Raw genomic sequence first — 23,242 nt, 5'->3', positions numbered from 1 at the left:
GCTGCTCAAATCGAAGTTTAAAAAGAAACTCAAAATTAGTCCAGGTAACAGATTAAATAAAAATTCAAAATTAGTCCAAATAGAAACTAAGTAGAAAGTCAAAGGACATAGAACATAAATAAACACGAACTTAAAAGAAACTCAAAAGGGACTTAAAACAGCTTAAGTAGGAACTTAAAAAAAGGCTCAGACAAAAACTGCTTCAGAAAATTGTCCAAAAAAATCGTGGCGGGAAAAACCCCGCTTGATTTTATTGCCCTTTTTGTTTCTTTCATTTTTCAGAGCTGCCTGTTTATTTATAAATTGGTGCGCCCGTACTCTGGGTTATTTTCTCAAAAGCTTTAGCCATCTTCAGTGTCATAGGCCCGGGTTTGCCTGTACCTATAACCCTACCGTCAAGTCTGGTTATAGGAGCAGCTTCAGCTGCAGTGCCTGTGACAAAAACTTCATCGGCTGTGTAAAGGTCAAATAGGCCGAGATTTGCTTCGATGACTTTGTATCCCATCTCATCAAGAAGCTCGATAGCTGTGGCTCTGGTAACCCCTTTTAAGTTGCTGATTGTATAGGGAGTAAGAACCTTATTATTCTTAACTACGAAGATATTATCTCCTGAACCCTCACAGACAAAGCCGTTATGATCCAGGAAAATGGCTTCGTCTCCTCCTTTTTCATTGGCTTCAATCTTTGCCAGGATATTGTTCAGGTAGTTCAGAGACTTGATATTAGGGGATATAGCATCAGGAGCATTTCTCCGGACACAGACACTGACGGCTTTGAGTCCGACTTCATACAGGTCGCCGTACATGGCTCCCCAACCCTGGGCTATGACAACCACGCAGGGTTTTCCACAATTGCGGGGGTCAAGCCCGAGATCTCCAACCCCTCTCGAAACAACAGGACGGATGTATGCATCTTTAAGGTTATTTTTCCTGAGGGTTTCAAGTATTGCTTCACTCATTTCTTCCTTTGTAAGGGGGATATCCATTGCAATTGCCTTTGCCGAGTCATAAAGCCTGTCAACGTGCTCTTTTAACTTAAAGACACGGCCGTTGTATGCCCTTATGCCTTCAAAAACACCGTCGCCGTAGAGGAAACCATGGTCGTAGACCGAAACTTTGGCTTCGGATTTGGGAACAAACTTCCCATCCAAGTAGATCAATAACTCACTCATTTGCGAACAATCCTTTGCAATCTTACTACTTTATAGAGTTTACTTATTTTCTTGATAATGTCAATAAATATGATTGTAATATGCAAACCCTATAAACCATTTACTTTTTCACTCATTGACAGTATGTAAGCTCTGCGCGGGGTTTTAAAAATTCAAAGCCTCAGGGAAGTTTCCATACTGGCAAATTCCTAAGTAAAATGCCGAATAAGTCAGTATATACTAAATATATATTACAATTCCGCTTCTATATAAATATTTTAAGATAATTACAGTCCCAATTAATGTATCCATACAAAAAGCTTTTATGTTAGAACGCTTATTTCGTATTCCGTACTAAGAAAAGCAAACAGGGCTCGTGGCTTAGCCAGGATATAGCGCTGGGCTTCTAACCCAGACGTCGGGGGTTCAAATCCCTTCGAGCCCGCTTAATCATTTATCTATTCTAACTAGCCTTAAAAACTGTTTTTGAAGTATCTACTTACTTCAAATTAACCTGCGCAAACTATTTTCACTCTCTTTCTTTCTGACGTGCTTACCATTTTTCTGTAGAACTTTATACTTTTACCTGCCCTTTCTGTTTTCAGGCCTTTTCTGTATTGGGAGCCTTTTCTGCAGTAAGGAGTATTAACATAAGCTGCAGTTTTACCAGAGTACGCGCAACTTTTGGTTTGGAAAATCTTATATCAAAATTGTAGGATCAAAATTGTAGATCAAAATTGTAGATCAAAATTGTAAGAGACATAGATAGAGTAATGCGCCAAAAGTTCTACACCAAAAGTTCTGTAAAATCGGAAACTCAAAAAATCACTAAAATGAATCTATCTTCATAATAGCAGGTATCCCATTCCCAGTGCGAGAAACATTATTCCTGACATTACTGTTGTAATCAGCCCGATCTGCCTGATACTTTCTACTTTAGCTGCGAGGCCCAGCGGCACCAGCAATATGAGATAAAACGAGGTTCCAACAAAAAATCCTCCAAATAGCAATATGCTGCCTGCAATACTGACATAAGACAGAGCTGCAGACATCGCCAGAAGGAATGGAGGGCACACATTGATTCCTGTCAGGAAGCCAAAGAAAGCAGGATAATTCACGTATTTTTTACTCAGCTTACACAACCCGAAGTGAGGACATTTTTTTACCGCCACGAAGGCTAGCATCAGGACGGACAGCAGAACCATAGCAATCCCTATAGCTCTGTTGAGCCATGGACCGTCTATCTGCTTGCCGAGAATTCCCAGGATCAGGCCAAAAAACAGATAAGCAATTAGCCTACCCATTGCAATCTCTCCGATGGCCAGTATACTCTGCCGCAACTTTCGATCTTCCGATAGGACAAAAGGCACATATACAGGAGCACAGGTGACCAGACAGAAAATACCTGTAGACAAACCTAGCAACATGCCCTGGGAAATAGCCTCTATGATCATCAGCCACCGCTCATGACTTTGCTAACAAAGAAAAGCCAACGATCACAATGAGAAACATGTACAGATACATTACCCATATCCTGATATTTTTTTTATCAATAGCCATTTCAGAAACTTCCATTATTACCAGTCAATAAGAAATGCAATTATCAGAAACTCCCGATCTCACCGGTCATCAGGTAGTGCACAATCATCCATATGAAGCTCGATACAATGACCAGGTTAAAGATAATTGCCAGCGGAATAAAAAATAATCTTATGTTCTGGTCAGTAAACATCAGCTTGTAATCGATCGCACCTGCAGGGCATTTGTCCATACATTTTCCACACTTGGCACACTCGATCGTCGTTTCTCCCTTCGCAAGCGATTCTTTGGTGATCGCGAACAGCTCACAACTTTTCACGCACAAGCCACAGTTCTTGCATAGGTCTGTGTCGATTTTTACCTTAAACGGATTGATGACCCCAATTAAAGTATTGGCAGGCATAAGTGGACATATAAAGCTACAGAACAACCTTTTCTTTGTGAGCAGCGGGCCTATCACCAGGAAGATCAGGCCACCTGTCACGAATATCAGCGCTGTGATCCACTGGAAAGTTGTCGTCACGGCAGGTGGATCATAGATGATCCGGAGCGGGCACATGAAAGCGCAGAAGATAGGTATCAGAAAGACAGCGCTGACCAGGATCAAAAACAACATAAATGCGTAAGGAAACAACTTTGCCCATTTTGGGAGGTTTTTAAGAGGTATAATAGGTTTCTTTAATAGAGAAGCGAAAAACTGGTCCATCCATCCGAAGAAACATATCCAGCCACACCACCCCCTTCCCAGGATAAGTACAAGACCGAGCCACATAAAGAGAACAGCAAATAACGATGTGACTGGGGATGGGAAGACCATTTTTCCCTCGGTAAAGTATGGTACCGCTACGAACGGGATGGTGATCGGACAGATGGGAACGCTACTACTGTTCAAGGCTTGATTGGTCAGCAAAATGCTGCCCCTGTGCACCTCATGCTCCAGACTAAGCGCGATGGTAAAAATTAAACCATCCATTCCAATAAAAGTTACCATGCGGAGAAGGTTGACTCTGCCAGTCCACAGGATGAAAAAAGTCAGTGCTGTACCTACTATGACAATAAACGCGGTGATTGCCAGGTGAGCTGAAGAAGAATCTCCCTGTCCTACAAGAAAAAATAAGATTAAACCTGTGATGACTGCCGCAGTAAAACTAACCGCTAAAGAATACTTTAAACGGTCTGTACCGCATCGTGCTCCTTTACTCTCGCTTTTGTTTAATTGAAACACTTGCTTACCTCATCTGGCACCAAAACGCCGGGTCCACTCAAATAATAAGGACAGTTTACCCTGCCACTTATATAAAAACTTATCGAAATTTTTTTAATATATATTAAAATAGTTCAGCGCCAGCTATATGTTACTGCTGTTGTTTTCTGAGGATTTATATGTTGTTTTCTGAGGATTTATAAACTGGCTGACTTAGAAATTAATAAGTTAATGTCTGCTCAGAAAAAGCACACACTTACTTTTTGAATTTTGTATTCATACAACACTGATTGAGAGTCTTTGAATGCAGGCAAATTAAGAGAAGAGTAAAGTAAAACAATGTGTATCCCATAGTAGGAGATTCAATATTTGTGTTTCTTTGTGATTCAGATTAAAAAAGGAAATAGTTCCCATATAGGCTTAAAAGCTGAAAAAATGAAAGTTAAGAGAACAAAAATTTAAAAAATAAAACTTTGCAAGATTTCATCGCTGGAAATCACTGTCCTGAGCTGGGAATCATTTTATATCCTTCTCCCGAGGGCATAAGTATTGCCAGAATAATATACAGGACAATACCAATTCCTCCTTGCAGAGCAAGGGCCGCGAAAGCAAGCCTTATAAAGGTAGGGTCAATGTCAAAGTATTCACCCAACCCGCCGCAGACTCCGAAGAGCATACGTTCTTTCTTGCTTTTAGTCAGGCGCTTTTCCATTGTATAGGCAGTACGCTTTTCTTCTTTAGCTTCTTCCCCAGCTTCCCTGGTTTCTTCCCTGACTTTCTCTCCAGCCTCTCCAGTAGCTTCCTCTTCTTTTTTCTCCCCAGGTTCTAGAATGACTCTCTCTTCCATATCTTTCGGCTTTGTCCAGGATTTCTCAGTATAACCAGTTTCAAGTTCTCCCGAAGACTTGAATTCACTTTCTTTCGGGATTATTCTCTCTTCGGATGCGGAGCTTCCTGGTGCTTTTATTTCTTCCATATCTCTTTCAGGCTTTGCCCAGGATTCCTCTGTATAGCCAGTTTCAAGTTCCCTTTCAGGTTTGAATTCGCTTTTTTTCGGCTCTTCTCTTTCCAGTGGTGCAGTACCGCTAACTTCCTCTTCGGTTTTTCCCTCAGGTCTCGCACATGGTTCCTCTTCAGATTTGGTTTTAGGTACCTCTGGCGCTTCAAAAAAGTGTCCTTTTGTTCCCTTTTTTTCTTGAGATTCGGGATTTTCCTGCATATTGACTATTCTATTTTGGAGGATTTATATTATTCTGGTACCTTTTCTATCCTCATCACTATTTTCATTATTCCTTTTTCGAGTATTCCTACTTCAGTGACATTCCGAGCAGCCGCATTCTTTTTCACTGCGGAAAATTCCATATAACATCAAGGGGAGAAGGAAAAACGCAAAAACCAACTTCAGATCTTCGGGGAGCAGTTCTTTTGCAGTCCCTACGGTTGCGACTGCATTGACCCCGAGTTTTAGATAAAACCAGTCCAGCAGGAAACCTGCCCCAAGGGCGCAGAGAGAAATCATTCCCAGATACAGAGCCGCCGAACGTTTACCAAGGAAGCGGGCAACCATCGTTATAGTTGCTACATTGGTTGCCGGACCTGCAAGGAGAAAAACAAAAGCTGTGCCTGGACTCATGCCCTTGGCTACGAGACTTGCGGCAAGAGGGGTGGAAGCTGTAGCGCAGATGTAAAGGGGAATTCCCACTAAGAGCATGACCAGCATTGATCCAAAGCCGCCTCCCAGATAATTCTGAATAAAGCTTTCAGGAACTGCATAGGAAATTATTCCTGCAAAAAAGATTCCAATGAGCATCCATTTGGAAATCTCGGCTGGTAGCTCGATATAAGCATACTTTATTCCTTTAATCAACCTGGCTTTTACCGACTCCTTACTTTTTCTATTTTTCCCGAATTCCTGATTTTCCTCATATTTTCCAAACTCTTTATTTTTCCAATCTTTTTCCGTTTCATTTTCTGCGCACCCACATTCCTCACAGCTGCAGGAAGAGCCCTCTTTCTGGAAGCCTGGGTTTACCAGGGAAAGCTTTCGGACATTTTCAGATTTATTATTGATTTCCAGAGGCTTTGCTCCTGAGGACCTTACTTCCATATTCTCAGTCATAGTGCTTACAGACCCGGTTTTTTCGTTACCGAAATCTTCTGGCTTATGGCAACTACAGGAGGAAGAGCTGCACGTTTTTTCCTGTAAAGGAGCTCCGATGAAGGTCGAAACTGCAAGAACTCCTGCTTTATTCTCAGGGCTTTCCTGCTTTTTGATATTCTTCTTTTCCTGAGGTTCTCCTATCAAAAAATTATCTGCAAGCCCTGTAAGGATAGCAGTAACAAAAGCAGCAAGTGGGCGGAAAACTGCCATCAGAGGATCTAGAAGAGCATAGGTAACTGCTATTGAGTCAACTCCTGTCTCGGGTGTCGAGATAAGGAAGGAAAGGGTTGCTCCCCGGTTAGCTCCCCTTTTTCGGATCGACATCGCGGCAGGGACCACTCCGCAGGAGCAGAGTGGCAGTGGAAGACCTGCAAGAGCGGCATTGATAACAGAACGAATTTTTCCCGCCGATGCTCCAAGGTAGTCCACAATCTTCTGGTCAGATACCAGGATATTGAGAAGACCTGCAATACCCAGGCCGAAAATAAGATAAGGAGCCGTTTCTACGAAAATGTTCCAGGATTCTAAGAAAATTCCTGAAAAAATAGTCAGAAGAGCATTTAGAAATTCGAAGTTCATGCTTTTTCCTCCACGTGTTCGAGGCACATTTCAATCAGCGTGCGGACATGCTCGTCTGCAATATAATAAATCGTAAATTTTCCCTCCCTCCTGACTCGCACGAGGTCAAGCTGCCTTAAGGTGCGAAGCCCATGAGAGATTGCGGATTGAGTGACACTAAGCGCCTGTTCAAGTTCACAGACGCACATCTCCTTTTGATTTAGTAAGAAAAGGATCTTAAGACGAGTATCAGACTGGAGCGCCTGAAAAACTGCCGCCATCCGCGTAATACTTTCGGGGTCCGGAACCTTTTGTAACAGTTTTTCTAACTGTTTTGAGTCAACTCTTTCACATTTTACTTGCATGAATATATGAACAGCTGTTCATATATTAATATCTTCTTAAGAACTGCGCCATCTAAGAAAATTGTCAAAAACTTAGAATTTATCAAAAACTTAGAATTTGTCAAAAACTTAGAATTTATCAAAAACTTAGAATTTGTCAAAAACTTAGAGCATGTCTTAAAATTAAATCTGGTTCTATATAATTGGGGTAGGACTTGTGCATTTAAATTGATAAACGGAGTGTCAAACGGTCAATGTCCAAAACGAAAGTTTAAACCATGATGTTTATTGTGTTTGATTTTATGCATCGAGTGCGTAATATGAATTTAAACGGAACGTTGCCTATTATCCAATTGTATAAATGATTTGAATTTTAAGACAGCTTCTTAGAGTCTGTCCTTTATAGTAGCAGGGTAAGTTTGATTTATACGAGTAAAAACCTCTCAAAACCAACTAAAAAATTAACTATTGTTTTAACCCAAGATTAAAAGGATGAGATTTTTGTTTCTTTGACAGGTTTCATAGCTTTTTATTATCTTGTGCATCTAATCAGCTACTTTGTTTCTAAATATTGGTTCTCATAAATATAATTATTATATATAGTATTGTATTTAAGTAAATAAATATTAAACCGGATATTATTTATTTGATATTAAATGCATGTCAGGAAATAACTTGAACCAATTTTTACACTGTACTCAAACACTAATAAAACAGTTTCATTTCAGTCGAATACCCCGTTGCTTGCAGCTGGGTGCCAGCACAACTTTGATTCAAAACACAAATAGTCGCTCAAGCTATTTAGCCACGACTCTTTAATTGAAGAGGCCTGCTCTATACTCTTTAGCAAAAACTTTGTCTCTTCTCCGAATTTGAATTTTGTGAGGATACGTCTATGAAAATAGATAATAAGAGTTTGAATATAAGAAAAGCAGCATTTCTTCTAAGCGTTGCTGGTTTGGTAATATTAACAGCTATGGGAATGCCTGCAGGCGCCAGTGAGATCAAAGTTAAAAGTGTAGTTCCTGAGAATAACACAACTATGTTGTTACAGGTGCCTGATGTGCGCCAATCCACCAACTACTCGTGTGGAGCTTCATGCTTTCAGGCTGTAGTAAGCTACTGGGGCGGTAAAGATATGGGAGAAGGCCAGTTTATTGAGCTCGTCAATACTACTCTCGGAGAGACTGACCACAAGGGCACCACCCCCAGCGGCATCGTAGAAGGGGCAGAAAAAATGGGGTTTAGAGCTGAGATTAGAGAGAACCTGACATTGGACGATTTGAGAGACTCCATTAATAAGGGCATTCCAGTAATAGTTAGACTTCAGGCCTGGAAGAATGAGAATCAAACTTGGGAAATGAATGCGAGCAGTCACTACATGGTAGTCATAGGCATAGACAGCAAAAATGTATACTTTGAAGACCCATGGATACTTGGCAACAGAGGGTATATTCCACATGATGAGTTCATAGAACGTTGGCATACTTTCAGTTATGAATCTCCTACAGCTGATAAAAAAACAAATATGATTCATATGGGAATCTTTATCAGTGGAGACAACCCTGCACAAAATCCTGGTTTCATACACGTGGACTAAATCCAGGTACTAATATGCTTGAATACGTCCAGAATTGAGAAATCTAAGAGTCTGTCTTAAAATTCAAACTATTTCTACAATTGGATAGTGATAGTTGTTGATTTTTAATTCAGATTGTAAATTTATTAGATTAGGCTTACTCTCTCGATGTATGAAATCAAATACGTTAGACATCATAGTTAAAATTTATACTTTAGATATTTAACATTTTGATGCTACCGTTTTTCAGTACAAATGAGTAATTACTATCACTATTACAGAATCAATCTAATTTTAAGACACGCTCTTAGAATTTGTCAAAAACTTAGATTTATCCGAATCCTAAGAATCTGCAAGAGCCTTTACTCTATCTTAGAATCCTGTTGTGCCCTTTTTCAGAGAGTTAGAATAAGGATAACAAAAAATGCTAGGATAAAAAGGGCTTTCCAGTCGTTTTTTTGCATGGAAAGCTCATATATTGAGGTCCTTCGCCCTCCCTGATAGCCTCTGCTCTCCATCGCGAGGGCCAATTCTTCAGCATCCCTGATTACACCTCTTAGCAGAGGAATTGCAAGAGCAGGAATTGAACGTAGAGGATTTTTTACAAAATCCATTCCTCTTGCCGCCTGAGCTGCTTTTGTTCGTTCTACTCTCTCAAATAGAAGAGGAAGAAACGCTATAGAGATGTTCATCATCGTAGCAAGCTCAAAAGAGCTAATTCCCAGCCAGCGCAACGGTAAAGGCCTTAGCATCCTTTCTATGCCGCAGGTAATTGCTGATGGGTCGGTACTGGCTGTCAGTAGGGCTGCAAAAAGCAAAAGTAGTATAAATCGGGCAGCAAGTTTGAGCCCTTTTTCCAGCCCTTCCAGACTTGGCTGCAGAATCCAGTACGAAGCAAGGAGTCTTCCATCTGTAAAAAATAGCTGCGTGAGAAAGATAAAAAATATAAACAGCATCATAGGCTTTACTGCTCTGAAAAACAATTTCATTGGCAGCCCGGAGAGTAAAGCAAGGGCAAAGAAAAAAGCAAAAAGAGCCCCTATTCCTGCAAAATTCTCAATCCTGAATGTCAAAATTCCGAGCAGCATCACGGCTACAACTTTTGTCCTGGGGTCAAGCCTGTGGAGAAGGGAAGCCCCTGGTACGTAACTGAAGACAGGTTCCTGCATATTCCTTCGACTTTCTCCTTATAAATGATCTTTAGGAATTCTCTGGAGCTTCCCGTTTTAGATAATTCCCGTTTTAGATAATTCCCGTTTTAGATAATTCCCGTTTTAGATAATTCCCGTTTTAGATAATTCCCGTTTTAGATAATTCCCGTTTTAGTTAATTCCCTCTTTAGTTCCCATTATTTTCTGTTCCAAGGGTCGATTTTAATTTTAGAATCTCTTTAAGGGCGTCTTCAACCGTGAAGACTGCAAGGTTTACTGGCAATCCTCTTGCTCTAAGTTCTTTCATCATGGAAGCTATAGGCGGAAGAGGCTCGAATCCTTTTTCGAGGTAGCTTTCCCGGCTCCCCTGAAAAATGATTCTTCCTCCCTTTATGAGCACTATTCTTTCCAGCAAGGGGAAGAACCCCTTAAGATTATGGGTTACTGTTATAACCGCAGTACCCTTCTCTTTAATTCTTATAAGTGCCTCAAGGATGTCCTTTTTCCCTCCCGGGTCAAGCCCTGTAATGGGCTCGTCCAGCACGAGGTAGTCCGGCCTGAGGGCAAGGGCGCTTGCAAGGGCAACTCTTTGCATATCCCCTCCACTCAGGCTGAAAGGGTCTCGAGAAAGCTCAGCCTGGTCAAGAGCAACAGCTTCAATTGCCTCATATACCCTTTCCTCGATTTCTTTTTTCGAATACCCGAAGTTCAGGGGTCCGAAAGCTATTTCCTCATATACGGTTTTGCAAAAGAGCTGATCAGCAGCCTGCTGAAAAACCATTCCTATCCTGCGTTTCGTCTCTCTTAAGGAAGGATCAAGCCCGTCTACGTGAACGCTTCCGGTTTCCGGCTTCAAAATCCCGTTGAAAAGTTTTGTTAGAGTAGATTTCCCTGCGCCTTTTTCTCCCAGTATTCCCACAAACTCTCCTTTCTCTATCCGCAGGTTGATATCTCTCAATGCGAGAGTTTCTAGAGGAGTATTTCTGGAGTAAGAAAAACTTACGTTTTCAAGAATAATCGGCATATTTCCTCTGCAAAGCTCTGGGGAGAAGAGGTATTTTCCCAGGGAATTACTACTCCGTGCATTTTCAGGTTCTCAGCCAGCTCGATCAGAGAAGGCAAAGCAAGTCCAAGAGTCTGGAGGGAAACATCGGAAAAAATGCTTTCCGGCTCTCCTTCAAGCCTTACTTTTCCTTTTTCCATGACAATGACTCTGTCTGCGTCATGAAGTTCTTCGAGATTGTGAGTGATATATACAATGGTTTTTCCTTTCCTGTGCAGTTTTTTTATGTTTTCGAGGACAGCTATTCCGGACTCAGGATCAAGCATGGAAGTTACCTCATCAAAGATAAGGCATTCAGGGCTCATTGCAAGAATTCCTGCCAGAGCTACACACTGTCCCTGTCCTCCACTAAGGGTTTTCGGAGAACGGTGCCTGTACTTCTCAAGCCCGGTTTCGGCAAGCGCCATATCAACAAGCTTTCTGATTTCTATGGGGGGAAGGCAAAGATTCTCTGGGCCGAAAGCCAGATCTTCTTCGACAGTCCGACCAACAAATTGAGTTTCAGGATTCTGGAACACGATACCTACGAGTTTCCTGATTCCTGGAAGTTTTGAGGGATCACATGTGTCAATTCCACTTATTAGTACCCTGCCAGCCTGTGGTTTCAGAAGTCCACTTAGTTGAAGGGCAAGTGTAGATTTACCACTGCCATTTTTTCCTATTACCCCTATGAATTCCCCTTTTTTTATAACCAGATTTATATTCTCAAGCGCAGGGGTACCATCAGGATAACTGTAACTCACTTTTTCAAGCCTGATCATATTAACTCAAATTTTTACCGTGTTGGTTCAAATTTATATAGAGTATCATAAATTTTATTGAAAACTTGGGTTTCGTCTTTATTTTCTGCTTATCCAGAAAAAATTAAAAGAAAGCAGCATTAGAGCTTGTAATTTGAAGCAATATATGCGGCAACTCCAGTTTTTATGATTTCTCCAGGCAGAAAAGGAATGACACCAAGAGCGAGGGCTGCTCCAGGTCCAATATCAGCTACGAACATCAATTGAATAAATCCGCATGCATAGAGAATCAAGACTCCTGCACTCATATTAAGGGCATTGATAAAGAGACCGGATTTATCAGCCTTTTCAGCCTTCTCGGAAAGCTTTCCTATAACATACGCCGCCAGAATAAAGCCAGTTATGTACCCGCCTGTAGGCCCGAGAAGCACTCCAATTCCAGAGCTGCCTCCTGCAAACACAGGAAGTCCTGCTATACCAAGCAGGGTATACACTATCATACTCAAGCCTCCCCACTTGCTTTTCAACATGCTGCCTGCAAGCAGGACAAAGAATACCTGCAGTGTAACAGGGACAGGAGAGAAAGGTATAGGAATCTGTATATAAGCCCCTACGGCGGTCAGGGCTGCAAAAAGAGATGCGAAAACCATCATCCTTAGTTCAGGAGTCCGGTTAAAATAGGGCTCTTTATTTTTTATGTACACATTTTTTCCTCTTATCAATTTTACTCAGTTTTTTTCATTTTTTCGCCTTTTTTAAGCCTGTCAAAGCTTTCTACGTCCCTGAATTGGCGGGCAGGAAAATTCAGTGCAAATTTAAAGCTAATATATAGAAACTGAAGCATATAGAAACTGAATCTTTCAGTACCCTTGTCAGCTTTATAATGATAACTTCATAAAGGTTAATTCCAGTTCTGAAAGCTATAGAGTAGCTGAAAATCGGGGGAATTGTTAACCGTTTTGAGGTTAAAGGTTTACATTGAATTTAAAACTTTCCTGAAATTGCAGTTCTTGTTCTCCAGACATACATTCTCCTATCCAGAGCGATAATTAAATATACATCTTATACCGGTATTATGGATCACCTGAAATGCAAATTCAGCAAATAGTTGTAAGATTGTGTATTTTGGGAAGCTCTTCATGGGCGCGTGGCCTAGCCAGGATATGGCGGCAGCCTCCTAAGCTGTAAATCGGGGGTTCAAATCCCTTCGCGCCCGCTAATTTCCTTAAATCTGTACTTTTCTTGACCTGTATTCCTTTAAGCTGTTATTTCAGTTTTCTCAAGAAATAAAAGTCTATTTTCGAACAGAACTTTCAACTCAGGGCATTCTGGATATCCTGCCTGCTCAGAAGAACCGAATACTTCTGAACTACTACCTGTGTAAATATTTGTGGAAACAATGGAAAATTTTTTATCTGGAAAGTAAGTATTCCATAGCAGTATACAATACATTTTTATTGATCATAGCCCAGTGCATTCTATTTCATTAGAAAAGAAAAATGCTAACCCAGAGGAAACACGAATTGATCAGGAAAGCCAGAGTAAACGACGTAGTTGTAATGAAACAAATCATCAATACTTATTCGAAAGAAGAGCTAATGCTCGCCCGTTCGCTGAGTGAGATGTACGAAAATATCAGAGATTATTACGTCTGCGAGATCGATGGAGAAGTTATGGGCTGCTGTGCTCTGCATGTAGTGTGGGAAGACCTCGCAGAGATACTTGCCCTTGCCGTAAACCCGGCATGTGCAAGAAAGGGAATAGGTACAAAGCTTGTCTCGGCCTGCCTTGAGGACGCTAAAAACCTTGGTATGAAAGAAGTTTTCGCACTTACTTATGTGCCTGGCTTTTTCGAGACATTGGACTTTAAGGTTGTGGACAAGAACACCCTTCCCAGAAAGATCTGGGCCGGTTGTTTGAGATGCCCTAAGTTTCCGGATTGTAATGAAGTTGCTGTTCTGAAGTCGATAAATCTCTGAATCGTTTCTGACATCCTTCGTTTAGATCCTTATTTTCTATTTTTTCAAGTTTAGGAATTTAAATTCGAAACTACATGATTTCGATATACGGATTAAAATAAATATAAATAACCAAAAATCAAAAATTATTTATTCAGGCAGTTACGTTTTTAGGTTATCCTAATTATCGGTTTGGAGTCAGGCATATGCTGGCGGGATGATGTAATGCATATAGATCGATTTGAAGAATATCTCGAAACTATTCTCTACCTCATTAGAAAAAATCAGGGCCCTGCAAAGACCAAACAGATCTCTGAAGAACTCAACGTATCTCCGCCAAGCGTGACGGAAATGATAAAAAAGTTACATTCTTCGGGACTTGTAGAGTATACACCTTATCAGGGAGTTGAATTGACAAAACAAGGGACTGATCAGGCTATAAAGATCAAAAGGAAACACCAGGTACTTGAAACTTTCCTGGTTGATGTCCTAGATTTTGATAGAAAGGAAGCCCATAAAGAAGCCTGTGAACTTGAGCATGCAGTCTCAGATGCCGTACTTGAAAAGATCTACGAATTTCTGGGATGCCCCGAGTATTGCCCTGACGGAAACCCCATCAATATTGATAAAAATAATATCGTGCAAGAGGAAAAATTTGTCCCGCTTGATGAGATGGAAGAAGGAAGTTCAGGCAGAGTTGCCAGGGTTACCCTTCCAAGAGAGACAAAAGAGCGCCTGATTTCCCTTGGAATTCTTGCAGGAGAAGATATAAAAGTCAGGCGAAAGCAAAAACAGGGCTGTATCTCGGTTATAGCAGTGGGGTCGGAAATCGCTCTCGGAAAGGATATTGCAAAGAAAATTTTCATAGCTCCGAAGGGCAGAAATGCGTAAAAAACATAAAGAAGGCATATAACTGGCATGGAGTAACATAACCGGAGATGTAATAGGAATTTCCAGCTCATGCTGCACCTCCGAAAGCGAAAGTCAGAGAAAAAGCCCCTATGATTTGACAATAGCTTTCATAGGCAACCCAAGTGTTGGAAAAAGCGTCTTTTTCAGCAGGCTTACAGGAGTAGGAGTTGAGGTCTCAAATTACCCTGGCACAACAGTTGCACTTAAAAAAGGAATTGTAAAGGCACGGGGAAAAACCATTGAAATAGTTGACCTGCCAGGAATTTATTCCCTTGGAGTCACAAACGAAGATGAGAAAGTAACCAAGCGATTTCTGATTGAGGACCGACCGGATGTTATAATCAATGTCGTTGACGCGAGCAGGCTTGAAAGGAATCTGTACCTGACCCTGCAACTTCTGGAACTCGATATCCCTATGGTTATTGCACTAAATCAGGTAGATCTGGCTGCCGACCTCGGGATTCTCGTTGATACAGATGAAATCTCCGAACTGCTTGGCCTGCCTGTAGTACCAACAGTTGCGACCTGGGGGGTAGGGCTCGATGAAGTAATGCTTGTAGCCCTTGACGAACAGAATAAGACTCAAGAGCACCACCAGGTAAGATATAGCCAGTTGATCCAGCAGGCTCTTTCTAGCCTTGACTATACCTTTCCCAATATACCTCCAATCGTAAAAACGGCAGCTCTGCTAAACGATGCCGAGTTTGTAGAACTCTGCTGTATGCCGCCAGAGGCTAATGCCTTGCTCTCGTCTGCCAGACGGTTAAGACAGAACCTGGAGATAGAACAGAGGATTTCGGTACCTGATACTGTTGCAAGAGACCTCTATGGGGAAGCAGGATATATTGTAGACAGTGTGGTTTCAAGGTTTGAACCTAAAAAAAATATACGGGAAAGAATCGATGCCATCCTTACTTCCCCTAATTTCGGAATTGCAGTGCTCGTATCTGCCCTGCTCGTTACTTTCCTCCTTGTTTTCCGGGTCGGAGGCTTCCTTGAGACCTGGATTGTGAATGAAATCTTTGAGCCTCATGTGATCCTTCCCGCCGAAGCCGCAACTTCGGGCATGCCGCCTGTCCTGAAAAACCTGATAGTATATTCTCTTCGGGGAGTAGAGGCCGGATTTGCAATTGCAATTCCGTATATTGCAGTATTTTATGCCATTCTTTCAATATTCGAAGATTCGGGTTATCTTACCAGGGCAGCTTTTCTGCTGGACAACCTTACCCATAAGCTTGGGCTTCATGGAAGAGCCGTGATACCGCTAGTTCTCGGCTTTGGCTGCAACGTCCCTGCAATTATGGCAGTACATTCCCTTGGCACGCGGCGGGAAAAGAGGATAGCTTCCATCCTGATATCTCTAATTCCCTGCTCTGCGCGGACCGTTATTATCCTGGGGCTTGTTGGAACCTTTGTAGGTTTCTGGCCCGCAGTTTCAATATATATTCTGGAGATTATCATTATTACCGGCATGGGATTAATTCTGGGAAAGAGTCTGCCAGGCCAGAGAAGTGGCTTCATTATGGAAATGACGCCTCTCAGAAAGCCGGGGCTGAAATCTACTCTCAGGAAGACGTGGATGAAAAGCCGAGAATTTTTATATATAGCTTTTCCGCTACTGCTCGTTGGAAGCGCTTTTCTGGGAGTTGCCGATGCTCTAGGCCTTCTTTCAATCTTCCAAGACTTTGTAGAGCCTATATCCGTAGGAATGCTGGGCCTTCCAGCATTTGCGGCAACTGCCCTGGTTTTTGGGATTCTCCGAAAGGAAATGGCACTTCAGATCCTTGCCGTACTTGCAGGTACAGCCAATTTTGCAGCTGTAATGACACCTGTCCAGATGTACCAATTTGCTGTAATTACGACCATCTATATGCCATGTGTAGCAACAATTGCAGTGCTGAAGCACGAACTTGGAGCAAAGGATACAGCTTTGATAGTTATTTTCACCGTGCTGCTGGCTCTCGGAGTAGGTGTCTTGATTCGGATTTTTGGACCTTATTTCCTTTGATTTTTGCCCGTCTTTATACTCTGCTTCAGATTTTCTTGCCCCGGCTCTCCTCAAAAGTAACTGTCATTTATCTACAGTGTATGTGGTTTATTTTATGAAAGGAAAGTACCTCTAATCGAGCACAATATTTATATATTGATAAGCTTGTTTTCGTCTTTCCAAAATATTCTGCCTTTACCGCAAATTATTAATATTTGGTAAATAGTGTTATTCCCGATGACCCGAATTACCACTCACTTACACAAAAACGTGTTGAGTGTTATTATGGATATAATTGAAATGGATCATTTCCACGAGCCTGAACTTGATGAGGTTCAATTTTTCCTTGAAAGCACCGGAACTCATGGTTCCGTTGTTAATGAAACTGCGGTGGAAATGGACTGTACCCCCTCGAAAATCCAATCAAGGGAGAATGTACTGGTCGATTTTGAGAATTCCTTTTCATCCATTAACTAACACTTTCCCCAAAAATAGTTATCTGTTATTGAAATCCAACCCTTTAACTCTTGTATTTTAAAGTTAAACTTGGGTTTCATTCCCCTATTTCATAGTTTATGGACATTTTTCTCTCTAGACTTCCCTATGAATACACCGAGATTTGAACATTACTCTTACTTGGTTTGTTCAGGGATGCAAGATTCGAACAGGTATCTTCTAATTATCGCTTTTTATCACAGATATATCGAAAAATGTTTATCCAAATTTTCATTCAAATTATTCCTCTTTTGTTTCCGAATCCTTTTTGTTTTCTAATTCTCCTTTAATCCTTTTCTATTGTTTCCTACTTCTCCTTTAATCCTTTTCTATTGTTTCCTACTTCTCCTTTAATCCTTTTTGTTTCCTACTTATCCTTTAATCCTTTTCTATTGTTTCCTTGAAAAGTCGGTTTTCATTTCTGGAAACTTTTTATCTTGGTCTTCCTGCATCTCCAGCCCGATTTATGGAATATTTCGACAAAGATTAAATAAAAAGATTTTTGATTCTCTTATACTAAAAGATATATAAGGCCAGAAAAACTATCGATTACCATATATATTTAAAGTAAGATTACATGTACTTTGTACATATTATTAAAATTCCTATGATCTACTCAATTTAATTATTATTGTGCTGACTGCCTTATCACCAGAAAATTCCAGGCCGTCAGGAAATCGGAACCCGAATTTATCATAAGAGGTGCTTTTATGAGAACTGGACAGAGGGACGTGCATACTACACCGCTTAAAAGGCGACTATCGATAACCTATGAGGAGCTCGAGACTCTCAAAAAATCGATTAAGGTTTCGGTTCTCAATGAACTGCGGGCCGAAATGGAAAACGTTTCCGATCAGGACTCCATTAAGGATCTTGTCCTCTCCGAAATCAGGACGGAACTTATGGGAATCCCTAACCCTGCTCTACTCAAGGCTTCAATCCTGAACGAATTAAGAACGGAATTGAAAACATCAGGGGAAAACGACTCGGAAGCGGCTGACCGGAAGCTGAGGGAACTTGCAGGCATTCAGGATGGGCTTGTCCGCGAATTGCTTGACCAGAAAATGCTTATAAAGAAACTGGAAACACAGATAGGAGATCTCGCTAAACAACTGGAGGACGCAAAAAAGACTGCTCCGGTTGCTCCACCTTCTGTAATTCCGACTTCTCCTTCTGTTGTTCCATCTTCTATTACTTCAACTCTTCCTGAAGACCCTCTGAACCTTCCACCTCTCTCCAGAAAACCCAAACAAAAAACTGAGCTTAGAAAAGAAAACCCGGTATACAGATTGGGTAAATTCAAAGAAGCCCCTGCCTCCCTGCCAGGTACACACGCAAAGGTTCAGCTGAAGCTCAGAGAGGTTGAGCCGGCAGATCTTGACAGAGAAGAAGCCGAAACGAAGTGCGAATATATTATTGCAGAAAGTGGCGATAAAAGAGGGTTGAGAGGTACTGTTAGACAGGGACCATCGGTTAGAGAACCTGCCAGGAAACAAACGCCGATCAGAACACAATTAAGGCAACAAACGCCGATCAAAACGCAATTAAGGCAACAAACGCCAATTAGAACACAGTTTAGGCAGCAAACACCAGAACCATCATTATCTGAAAGGCAGCCTTCTGCTGTTAATGCTGGCCCTGTGGAAACAAAACCTGCTGATGATTATAAATGTGAATACATAATCGCCGAGAGGCCTTCGAAAAAGCACTTCATAGAAGAGGCTGTGGATGTGCGGGAAAATGAAGATGCCGAGCTTATTACATGTAGCCGGAAAAATTCTCGAGAGAAATAAAGCTTAAAAAGACAGAAACTTTCTCAAAAACGTAAGATTACAGAGGCATTCTGTGTATATAAAAGAGATTGAATTTGTTAATTTTAAGTCTTTCGGAAAAAAAGTAAAGATTCCCTTTTATAATGACTTTACTACAATTTCAGGTCCAAACGGGAGTGGGAAGTCTAACATAATAGATGGGATTCTTTTTGCACTCGGGCTCACAAGTTCAAGGACCCTTCGCGCTGAAAAACTTACCGATTTGATTTACAACGGCGATGCGTCAAAAAAGCCTGATTTTGCTCAGGTTACTATCCGTTTTGACAACTCGGACCATAAGTTACCTCTAGAGCTTGACGAGATTGAAGTCTCAAGAAAGGTTCGGCGGACAAAAAACGGGTATTACAGCTATTTTTATTTCAATGGAAAATCCGTAAGCCTTGGAGAAGTCCATTCTCAGCTTGAAAAAGCCGGGATAACGCCTGAAGGCTATAATGTGGTTATGCAAGGAGATGTAACGCAGATAATCTCCATGACCTCTGTAGAAAGAAGAAAGATTATAGACGAAATTGCAGGGGTTGCAGAATTTGACGAACGCAAGCAAAAGGCGCTTGGGGAACTGGAAGTCGTAAAACAGCAAATCGAGCGCGTGGATATAATCCTTGAAGAGGTACGCACCCAGCTAGGAAAACTGGCCGGAGAACGTGACCAGGCTTTAAAATACCAGGCTCTCAAGACTGAAAAAGTAAAATTTGAAGGATATCTCCTACTTTCCAAACTCAAGGACGCAAGGGCTGAACTGCAGAATGTGGAGAAGGAAATCACAGGCAAAGAAGAGCATCTTGAAAAAGTCCAGATTGTCCTCAACGAGAGAACAAAGGAACTTCAGGCGCTTGAAGAAACCCTGGAAAAACTTTCGGTTGAAATCCGAAAAAAAGGAGAGGATGAACAGCTTCAGGTAAAGAGGGAGATCGAAGAGACAAAGGGAGAAATTTCTCGCTGCGTAGATAGTATCGAGCTTTCGGAATCCGAACTTGAGGAAGCTGATTCGAGGCGCAGGAAAGCCTTTGTAGAGATCGATTCCACCAAGGGCAATGTTGAGGAACTCAAAGAAAAAATTGAAGCCGAAAACCTGAGAAAAGAAAGCATTTCTTCAGAACTTTCCGAGCGCAAAACCGAACGCATGCTGCTTCAGAGCAGAATTGCAGATGTGGACGCAAAATTTGCTGCTACGCGGGATGAGCTCATGGCTGCCAGGAAGAAGCTTGAGGATGCAAAAAACGAGAAAAATGAATTAATCCGAACCGAAGATCGGCTCCTTGATACCCTCCGGAGAAAATCTTTAGAACTCCGAGAGATAGAAAACCAGATCAAAGATGCTGAAGCCGCGGTTGCTACTTCTGATAGTGATACGCTTTCTGTCAGGTACGAGCTTGAAAAGCTTTCTGAAAACCTGGAATCTCTTATCCGGGACCGTGATGATATTGAAAGCAGCCATTTCAGGATAAAGGAAGATATAAAGAAACTTGAGAACAGGCTTCACGGCCTCCAGCAGGAGTATACAATTACGGAGACAAGAGTGCGGGCATCGGAACAGGGCAGAGGCTATTCCAGAGCTGTGGAGATGATAATAGGGGCTGCAAGGCAGGAAGACCTTTTCGGAATTAATGGGACCATTGCCCAGCTTGGAAGAGTGGAAAGGCAATACTCAACAGCTCTGGAGGTTGCTGCGGGAAACCGAATGCAAGCGATTGTTGTGGATACGGACGCCGATGCTGCCGAAGCAATCGAATACCTGAAGCGGAGAAAAGGAGGGCGAGCAACCTTTCTTCCTCTCAACAAACTGAGAGAGCCCAGGCGGCTTGAAAATCTAAGTTACGAAAACGGAGTAATAGGATACGCAATTGACCTTATTCAGTTTGATTCCGGTTTTGAGCCCGCTTTCTGGTATGTTTTTCAGGATACTCTTGTCATGGAAAACCTTGAAAGTGCTCGCCGCCTCATGGGAAAAGCAAGAATGGTAACCCTTGAAGGTGAACTTCTTGAAAAGAGTGGAGCAATGGTAGGAGGGTCAATATCCTCTAAATCGGGCACTTCTTTTGCAGCCGCAGAAAAAGATAAACTGCTTGAGCTTGCAGAGAAGATCAGGTCCCTGGATGAAAGCCGGAATGCGGCAATAAACAAGCAGGACAGCATTGAAAGCCATCTTTTCGAACTGAGCAGAAAAATTCGGGACTGTGAGGCTACGATCTCACGAAAAGAGAGCCAGCTTGATGAAATTGCAGGCAGGGAAGCAAAACTTGCTGAACTTCTTGAAGCAAAACAGGCCGACCTTAAAGCAATTGAGGAGTCCAGAACCGAACTCGGAACTGAAATGGATAGGGTAACTGCGGAAAAAGCTGACAAAGAGAAGGTTGTATCCGAACTTGAGGAGCAGATCTCAGGACTTGAAGCAAAACTTGCGGATTCTCCCCTGCCTGAAATCAATAAAAAGATAGAATTCGTCGATGAGGAACTCCGCAGGCTGGATGGCCGAATCCGGGATACTGAAGCCACATTGAATGCCCTGAAGCTTGAAAAAGAGTATGCTGAACAGAAAATTGCCGAAGCAAAGGAACTTATCAGGGAAATTGATGAGAAGAAAGCTTCAAGAATGGAAAAAGTTAACTCTCTGAAGATAAAAATAAAGGAATGTGAGGAAAAACTTGAGGAAAAAAAAGCCAGGGAAATTGAGCTTTCGAATGAACTGATAGGGCTCCAGCAAGAACGGGAAAAGGTTCAGGCTGAACACAATGCGGTCAAACGCAGAGTAAGTATTTCCTCAACTACGCTTGAAAAGGCAAAGCAGCAGGTGCTTACGCTGAAAGCTACGAAAAATGCGCTTTTAGATCAGGAAAAGCAATTTGTCGAAGAAATACTCAAAAGAGGCATAGAGGAGACTGATGAGGTTCCGAATTACGAAACCGTTTACATGCGGATTCAGGCAATCGATGAAGCCCTACGAAGGCTCGAACCCGTAAACATGAGAGCAATTGACGAGTATAATGAGGTAGAGTTAAGACTTTCGGATTTGCAAGGAAAACGTGACACTCTCTTTACCGAGAGAGAGCAGCTCCTTGAGCGCATCGACCAGTATGAGCATTTAAAACGAGATGCCTTTATGGAGGCCTATACAAGCATTAATGCCAACTTCAAGGAGATTTTCCATGAGCTTTCCGACGGGATGGGTGAACTCTTGCTTGATAACCCTGATGACCCTTTTGCAGGAGGGATGACACTTAGGGCACAGCCCAAGGAAAAAACTCTCCAGCGGATCGAGGCAATGTCCGGAGGAGAAAAAAGCCTTACTGCACTTGCGTTCATATTCGCAATCCAGCAATACCGTCCTGCTCCCTTTTATGCCTTTGACGAAATTGATATGTTTCTTGACGGCTGGAATGTGGAAAGAGTTTCAAGGCGCGTAAAAACCTCAGGATCAAAAGTCCAGTTTATTGTTGTTTCCTTAAGAAAACCTATGATCCAGGCTGCATCCAGGACAATAGGAGTTACAATGCAGGAAAATAACCTCACGAGCATTACCGGGGTGAAACTTAATGGCTGAGCTTATGGATAACGAGGAGGCAGTGCTTGAAGTTCCTCGTCTTCAAGCTAGTACGGTTTCTGAATCCGGGGAAAACAATTCTCTTTTTGTTAAATCTGAAATTTATGGGCTGCCAGGTACTCTTTCATGCCTTGGAATTGATTGGAACTTGCTTGATATTTCGGAGTTTGAGACTTCCGAACCTCTGGGCATACTGGTTGAACTTGCGCGGGTAGGAAAAATAGATCCCTGGGATATAGACATAGTACAGCTTACTGACGGTTTCCTGAGAAAGGTGGAAGAGCTCAAGCAGATGGACCTTAGAATTTCTTCAAGGACACTTCTTTATTCTGCTATTCTCCTGCGCATGAAATCTTCTGGAATCCTTGATGTGGAAGAGGAAGAGATTGATACATTTGATTCGGATTTTCATGATGATCCAGATTTCCCTGAGCCTGCAGAATTCCCTATCCCGAAGCTTCCAGTTCGTCGTGTATCCACAAGGCCGGTAACACTCAATGAACTGATTATTGAACTCAAGAAAGCCGAAAAATGCCTCTCAAGAAAAAATGAAAAAAAAGCCAGACAGGTGTCAGAAGAATCCAATCCTCGCCCTAAGCTTACTACCGGAGATGTCCTTGGCATTGCACATGAAGAAGCCATCAGCTCGCGATTGACCCTGATGTGGGAAAGGCTTGCCGAACTATTTACGAAGCAATCTGTAGTGGTTTTTTCGAGTATACTGGAGAGAAGCGAAGACAGAATTATGGATTATCTTTCTCTTCTTTTCCTTGCCTCAAGCAGGAAAATCTGGCTTTTCCAGAATGAACTTTTTGAAGAATTATACATATATCCAGGAGAAGAATCCGGCTTTTCCACAGAAGCAAATCCATCCCTTTTCCATGAGATGCTAATAAAATCAAAAACTGAAATTTCTAAGCCTGAAACTAAAGGTTATTCAGGAATTGACTCAATAGGGGAAATTCCTCCGCATGAAAACATGGATGAAGAGCCTGAGTTAACCGTACATTGATATTTACTAATTAACT

18 protein-coding genes and 2 tRNA genes are annotated in these 23,242 nt (G+C 41.9%); 10 read left to right on the top strand and 10 right to left on the bottom strand.

The features are described 5' to 3' along the window. Window positions 1-292: 292 nt before the first annotated feature. The gene (gene ilvE / locus MSBRW_RS02270) at window positions 293-1,171 is read right to left on the bottom strand and encodes a branched-chain-amino-acid transaminase (protein WP_011305607.1); all 879 of its coding nucleotides are present in this window, start codon (window positions 1,169-1,171) and stop codon (window positions 293-295) included. Window positions 1,172-1,520: 349 nt separating this feature from the next. Here ilvE and MSBRW_RS02265 point away from each other — a divergent pair. Continuing rightward, window positions 1,521-1,595 (top strand) — tRNA-Arg (locus MSBRW_RS02265). 400 nt (window positions 1,596-1,995) lie between these two features. On the opposite strand, the gene MSBRW_RS20075 is transcribed toward MSBRW_RS02265, so the two are convergent. From MSBRW_RS20075 to MSBRW_RS02240, 5 genes are all read right to left on the bottom strand, one after another. Next, a complete protein-coding gene (locus tag MSBRW_RS20075) occupies window positions 1,996-2,604 on the bottom strand; it encodes a sulfite exporter TauE/SafE family protein (protein ID WP_011305608.1) in 609 nt (202 codons plus the stop codon). Between the two features lie 149 nt (window positions 2,605-2,753). After that, window positions 2,754-3,914: a 4Fe-4S binding protein gene (locus tag MSBRW_RS02255; protein WP_011305609.1), complete on the bottom strand. Its 1,161-nt coding sequence runs from the start codon at window positions 3,912-3,914 to the stop codon at window positions 2,754-2,756. 475 nt (window positions 3,915-4,389) lie between these two features. After that, window positions 4,390-5,112: a PspC domain-containing protein gene (locus tag MSBRW_RS23155; protein ID WP_011305610.1), complete on the bottom strand. Its 723-nt coding sequence runs from the start codon at window positions 5,110-5,112 to the stop codon at window positions 4,390-4,392. Window positions 5,113-5,205: 93 nt separating this feature from the next. Then, a complete protein-coding gene (locus MSBRW_RS02245) occupies window positions 5,206-6,633 on the bottom strand; it encodes an SO_0444 family Cu/Zn efflux transporter (RefSeq protein ID WP_011305611.1) in 1,428 nt (475 codons plus the stop codon). After that, the gene (locus MSBRW_RS02240) at window positions 6,630-6,977 is read right to left on the bottom strand and encodes an ArsR/SmtB family transcription factor (protein ID WP_011305612.1); all 348 of its coding nucleotides are present in this window, start codon (window positions 6,975-6,977) and stop codon (window positions 6,630-6,632) included. Before MSBRW_RS02240 ends, MSBRW_RS02245 begins: the two co-directional genes overlap by 4 nt. Window positions 6,978-7,851: 874 nt before the next feature. Between MSBRW_RS02240 and MSBRW_RS02235 the strand changes: the two genes are divergently transcribed. Further along, window positions 7,852-8,556, top strand: coding sequence for a C39 family peptidase (locus MSBRW_RS02235; RefSeq protein ID WP_011305613.1), 705 nt, complete (start codon window positions 7,852-7,854; stop codon window positions 8,554-8,556). A gap of 374 nt (window positions 8,557-8,930) precedes the next feature. Here the strand turns inward: MSBRW_RS02235 and MSBRW_RS02230 are convergent, their stop codons facing one another. From MSBRW_RS02230 to MSBRW_RS02215, 4 genes are all read right to left on the bottom strand, one after another. Beyond that, window positions 8,931-9,704 carry an energy-coupling factor transporter transmembrane component T family protein gene (locus tag MSBRW_RS02230; protein WP_011305614.1) on the bottom strand — a complete coding sequence of 258 codons (774 nt, stop codon included), beginning with the start codon at window positions 9,702-9,704 and terminating at the stop codon, window positions 8,931-8,933. A gap of 169 nt (window positions 9,705-9,873) precedes the next feature. Next, a complete protein-coding gene (locus MSBRW_RS02225; protein WP_011305615.1) occupies window positions 9,874-10,710 on the bottom strand; it encodes an ATP-binding cassette domain-containing protein in 837 nt (278 codons plus the stop codon). Beyond that, on the bottom strand, window positions 10,686-11,510 hold the full coding sequence (locus MSBRW_RS02220; RefSeq protein ID WP_011305616.1) for an energy-coupling factor transporter ATPase: 825 nt from the start codon (window positions 11,508-11,510) through the stop codon (window positions 10,686-10,688). Before MSBRW_RS02220 ends, MSBRW_RS02225 begins: the two co-directional genes overlap by 25 nt. 119 nt (window positions 11,511-11,629) lie before the next feature. Then, a complete protein-coding gene (locus MSBRW_RS02215; RefSeq protein ID WP_085983094.1) occupies window positions 11,630-12,142 on the bottom strand; it encodes a biotin transporter BioY in 513 nt (170 codons plus the stop codon). 488 nt (window positions 12,143-12,630) lie between these two features. Here MSBRW_RS02215 and MSBRW_RS02210 point away from each other — a divergent pair. From MSBRW_RS02210 to MSBRW_RS02170, 8 genes are all read left to right on the top strand, one after another. Then, a tRNA-Arg gene (locus tag MSBRW_RS02210) sits at window positions 12,631-12,705 on the top strand. A gap of 307 nt (window positions 12,706-13,012) precedes the next feature. Further along, window positions 13,013-13,468, top strand: coding sequence for an N-acetyltransferase (locus tag MSBRW_RS02200; protein ID WP_196298017.1), 456 nt, complete (start codon window positions 13,013-13,015; stop codon window positions 13,466-13,468). 204 nt (window positions 13,469-13,672) lie between these two features. Then, window positions 13,673-14,338 carry a metal-dependent transcriptional regulator gene (locus tag MSBRW_RS02195; RefSeq protein WP_011305619.1) on the top strand — a complete coding sequence of 222 codons (666 nt, stop codon included), beginning with the start codon at window positions 13,673-13,675 and terminating at the stop codon, window positions 14,336-14,338. Window positions 14,339-14,453: 115 nt separating this feature from the next. After that, window positions 14,454-16,367 carry a ferrous iron transport protein B gene (feoB, locus tag MSBRW_RS02190; RefSeq protein ID WP_011305620.1) on the top strand — a complete coding sequence of 638 codons (1,914 nt, stop codon included), beginning with the start codon at window positions 14,454-14,456 and terminating at the stop codon, window positions 16,365-16,367. Window positions 16,368-16,631: 264 nt separating this feature from the next. Further along, window positions 16,632-16,823 carry a hypothetical protein gene (locus MSBRW_RS02185; RefSeq protein WP_230669929.1) on the top strand — a complete coding sequence of 64 codons (192 nt, stop codon included), beginning with the start codon at window positions 16,632-16,634 and terminating at the stop codon, window positions 16,821-16,823. A gap of 728 nt (window positions 16,824-17,551) precedes the next feature. Then, window positions 17,552-18,634, top strand: coding sequence for a hypothetical protein (locus MSBRW_RS02180; protein WP_011305622.1), 1,083 nt, complete (start codon window positions 17,552-17,554; stop codon window positions 18,632-18,634). A gap of 52 nt (window positions 18,635-18,686) precedes the next feature. Beyond that, a complete protein-coding gene (smc, locus tag MSBRW_RS02175; protein WP_011305623.1) occupies window positions 18,687-22,214 on the top strand; it encodes a chromosome segregation protein SMC in 3,528 nt (1,175 codons plus the stop codon). Next, the gene (locus tag MSBRW_RS02170; protein ID WP_011305624.1) at window positions 22,207-23,226 is read left to right on the top strand and encodes a segregation/condensation protein A; all 1,020 of its coding nucleotides are present in this window, start codon (window positions 22,207-22,209) and stop codon (window positions 23,224-23,226) included. The genes smc and MSBRW_RS02170 overlap by 8 nt, the downstream gene beginning before the upstream one ends. Window positions 23,227-23,242: the final 16 nt, after the last annotated feature.

The sequence above is a fragment of the Methanosarcina barkeri str. Wiesmoor genome, assembly GCF_000969985.1.
Lineage (GTDB): Archaea > Halobacteriota > Methanosarcinia > Methanosarcinales > Methanosarcinaceae > Methanosarcina > Methanosarcina barkeri_B.
This window is presented reverse-complemented; position numbering and strand designations above follow the sequence as displayed.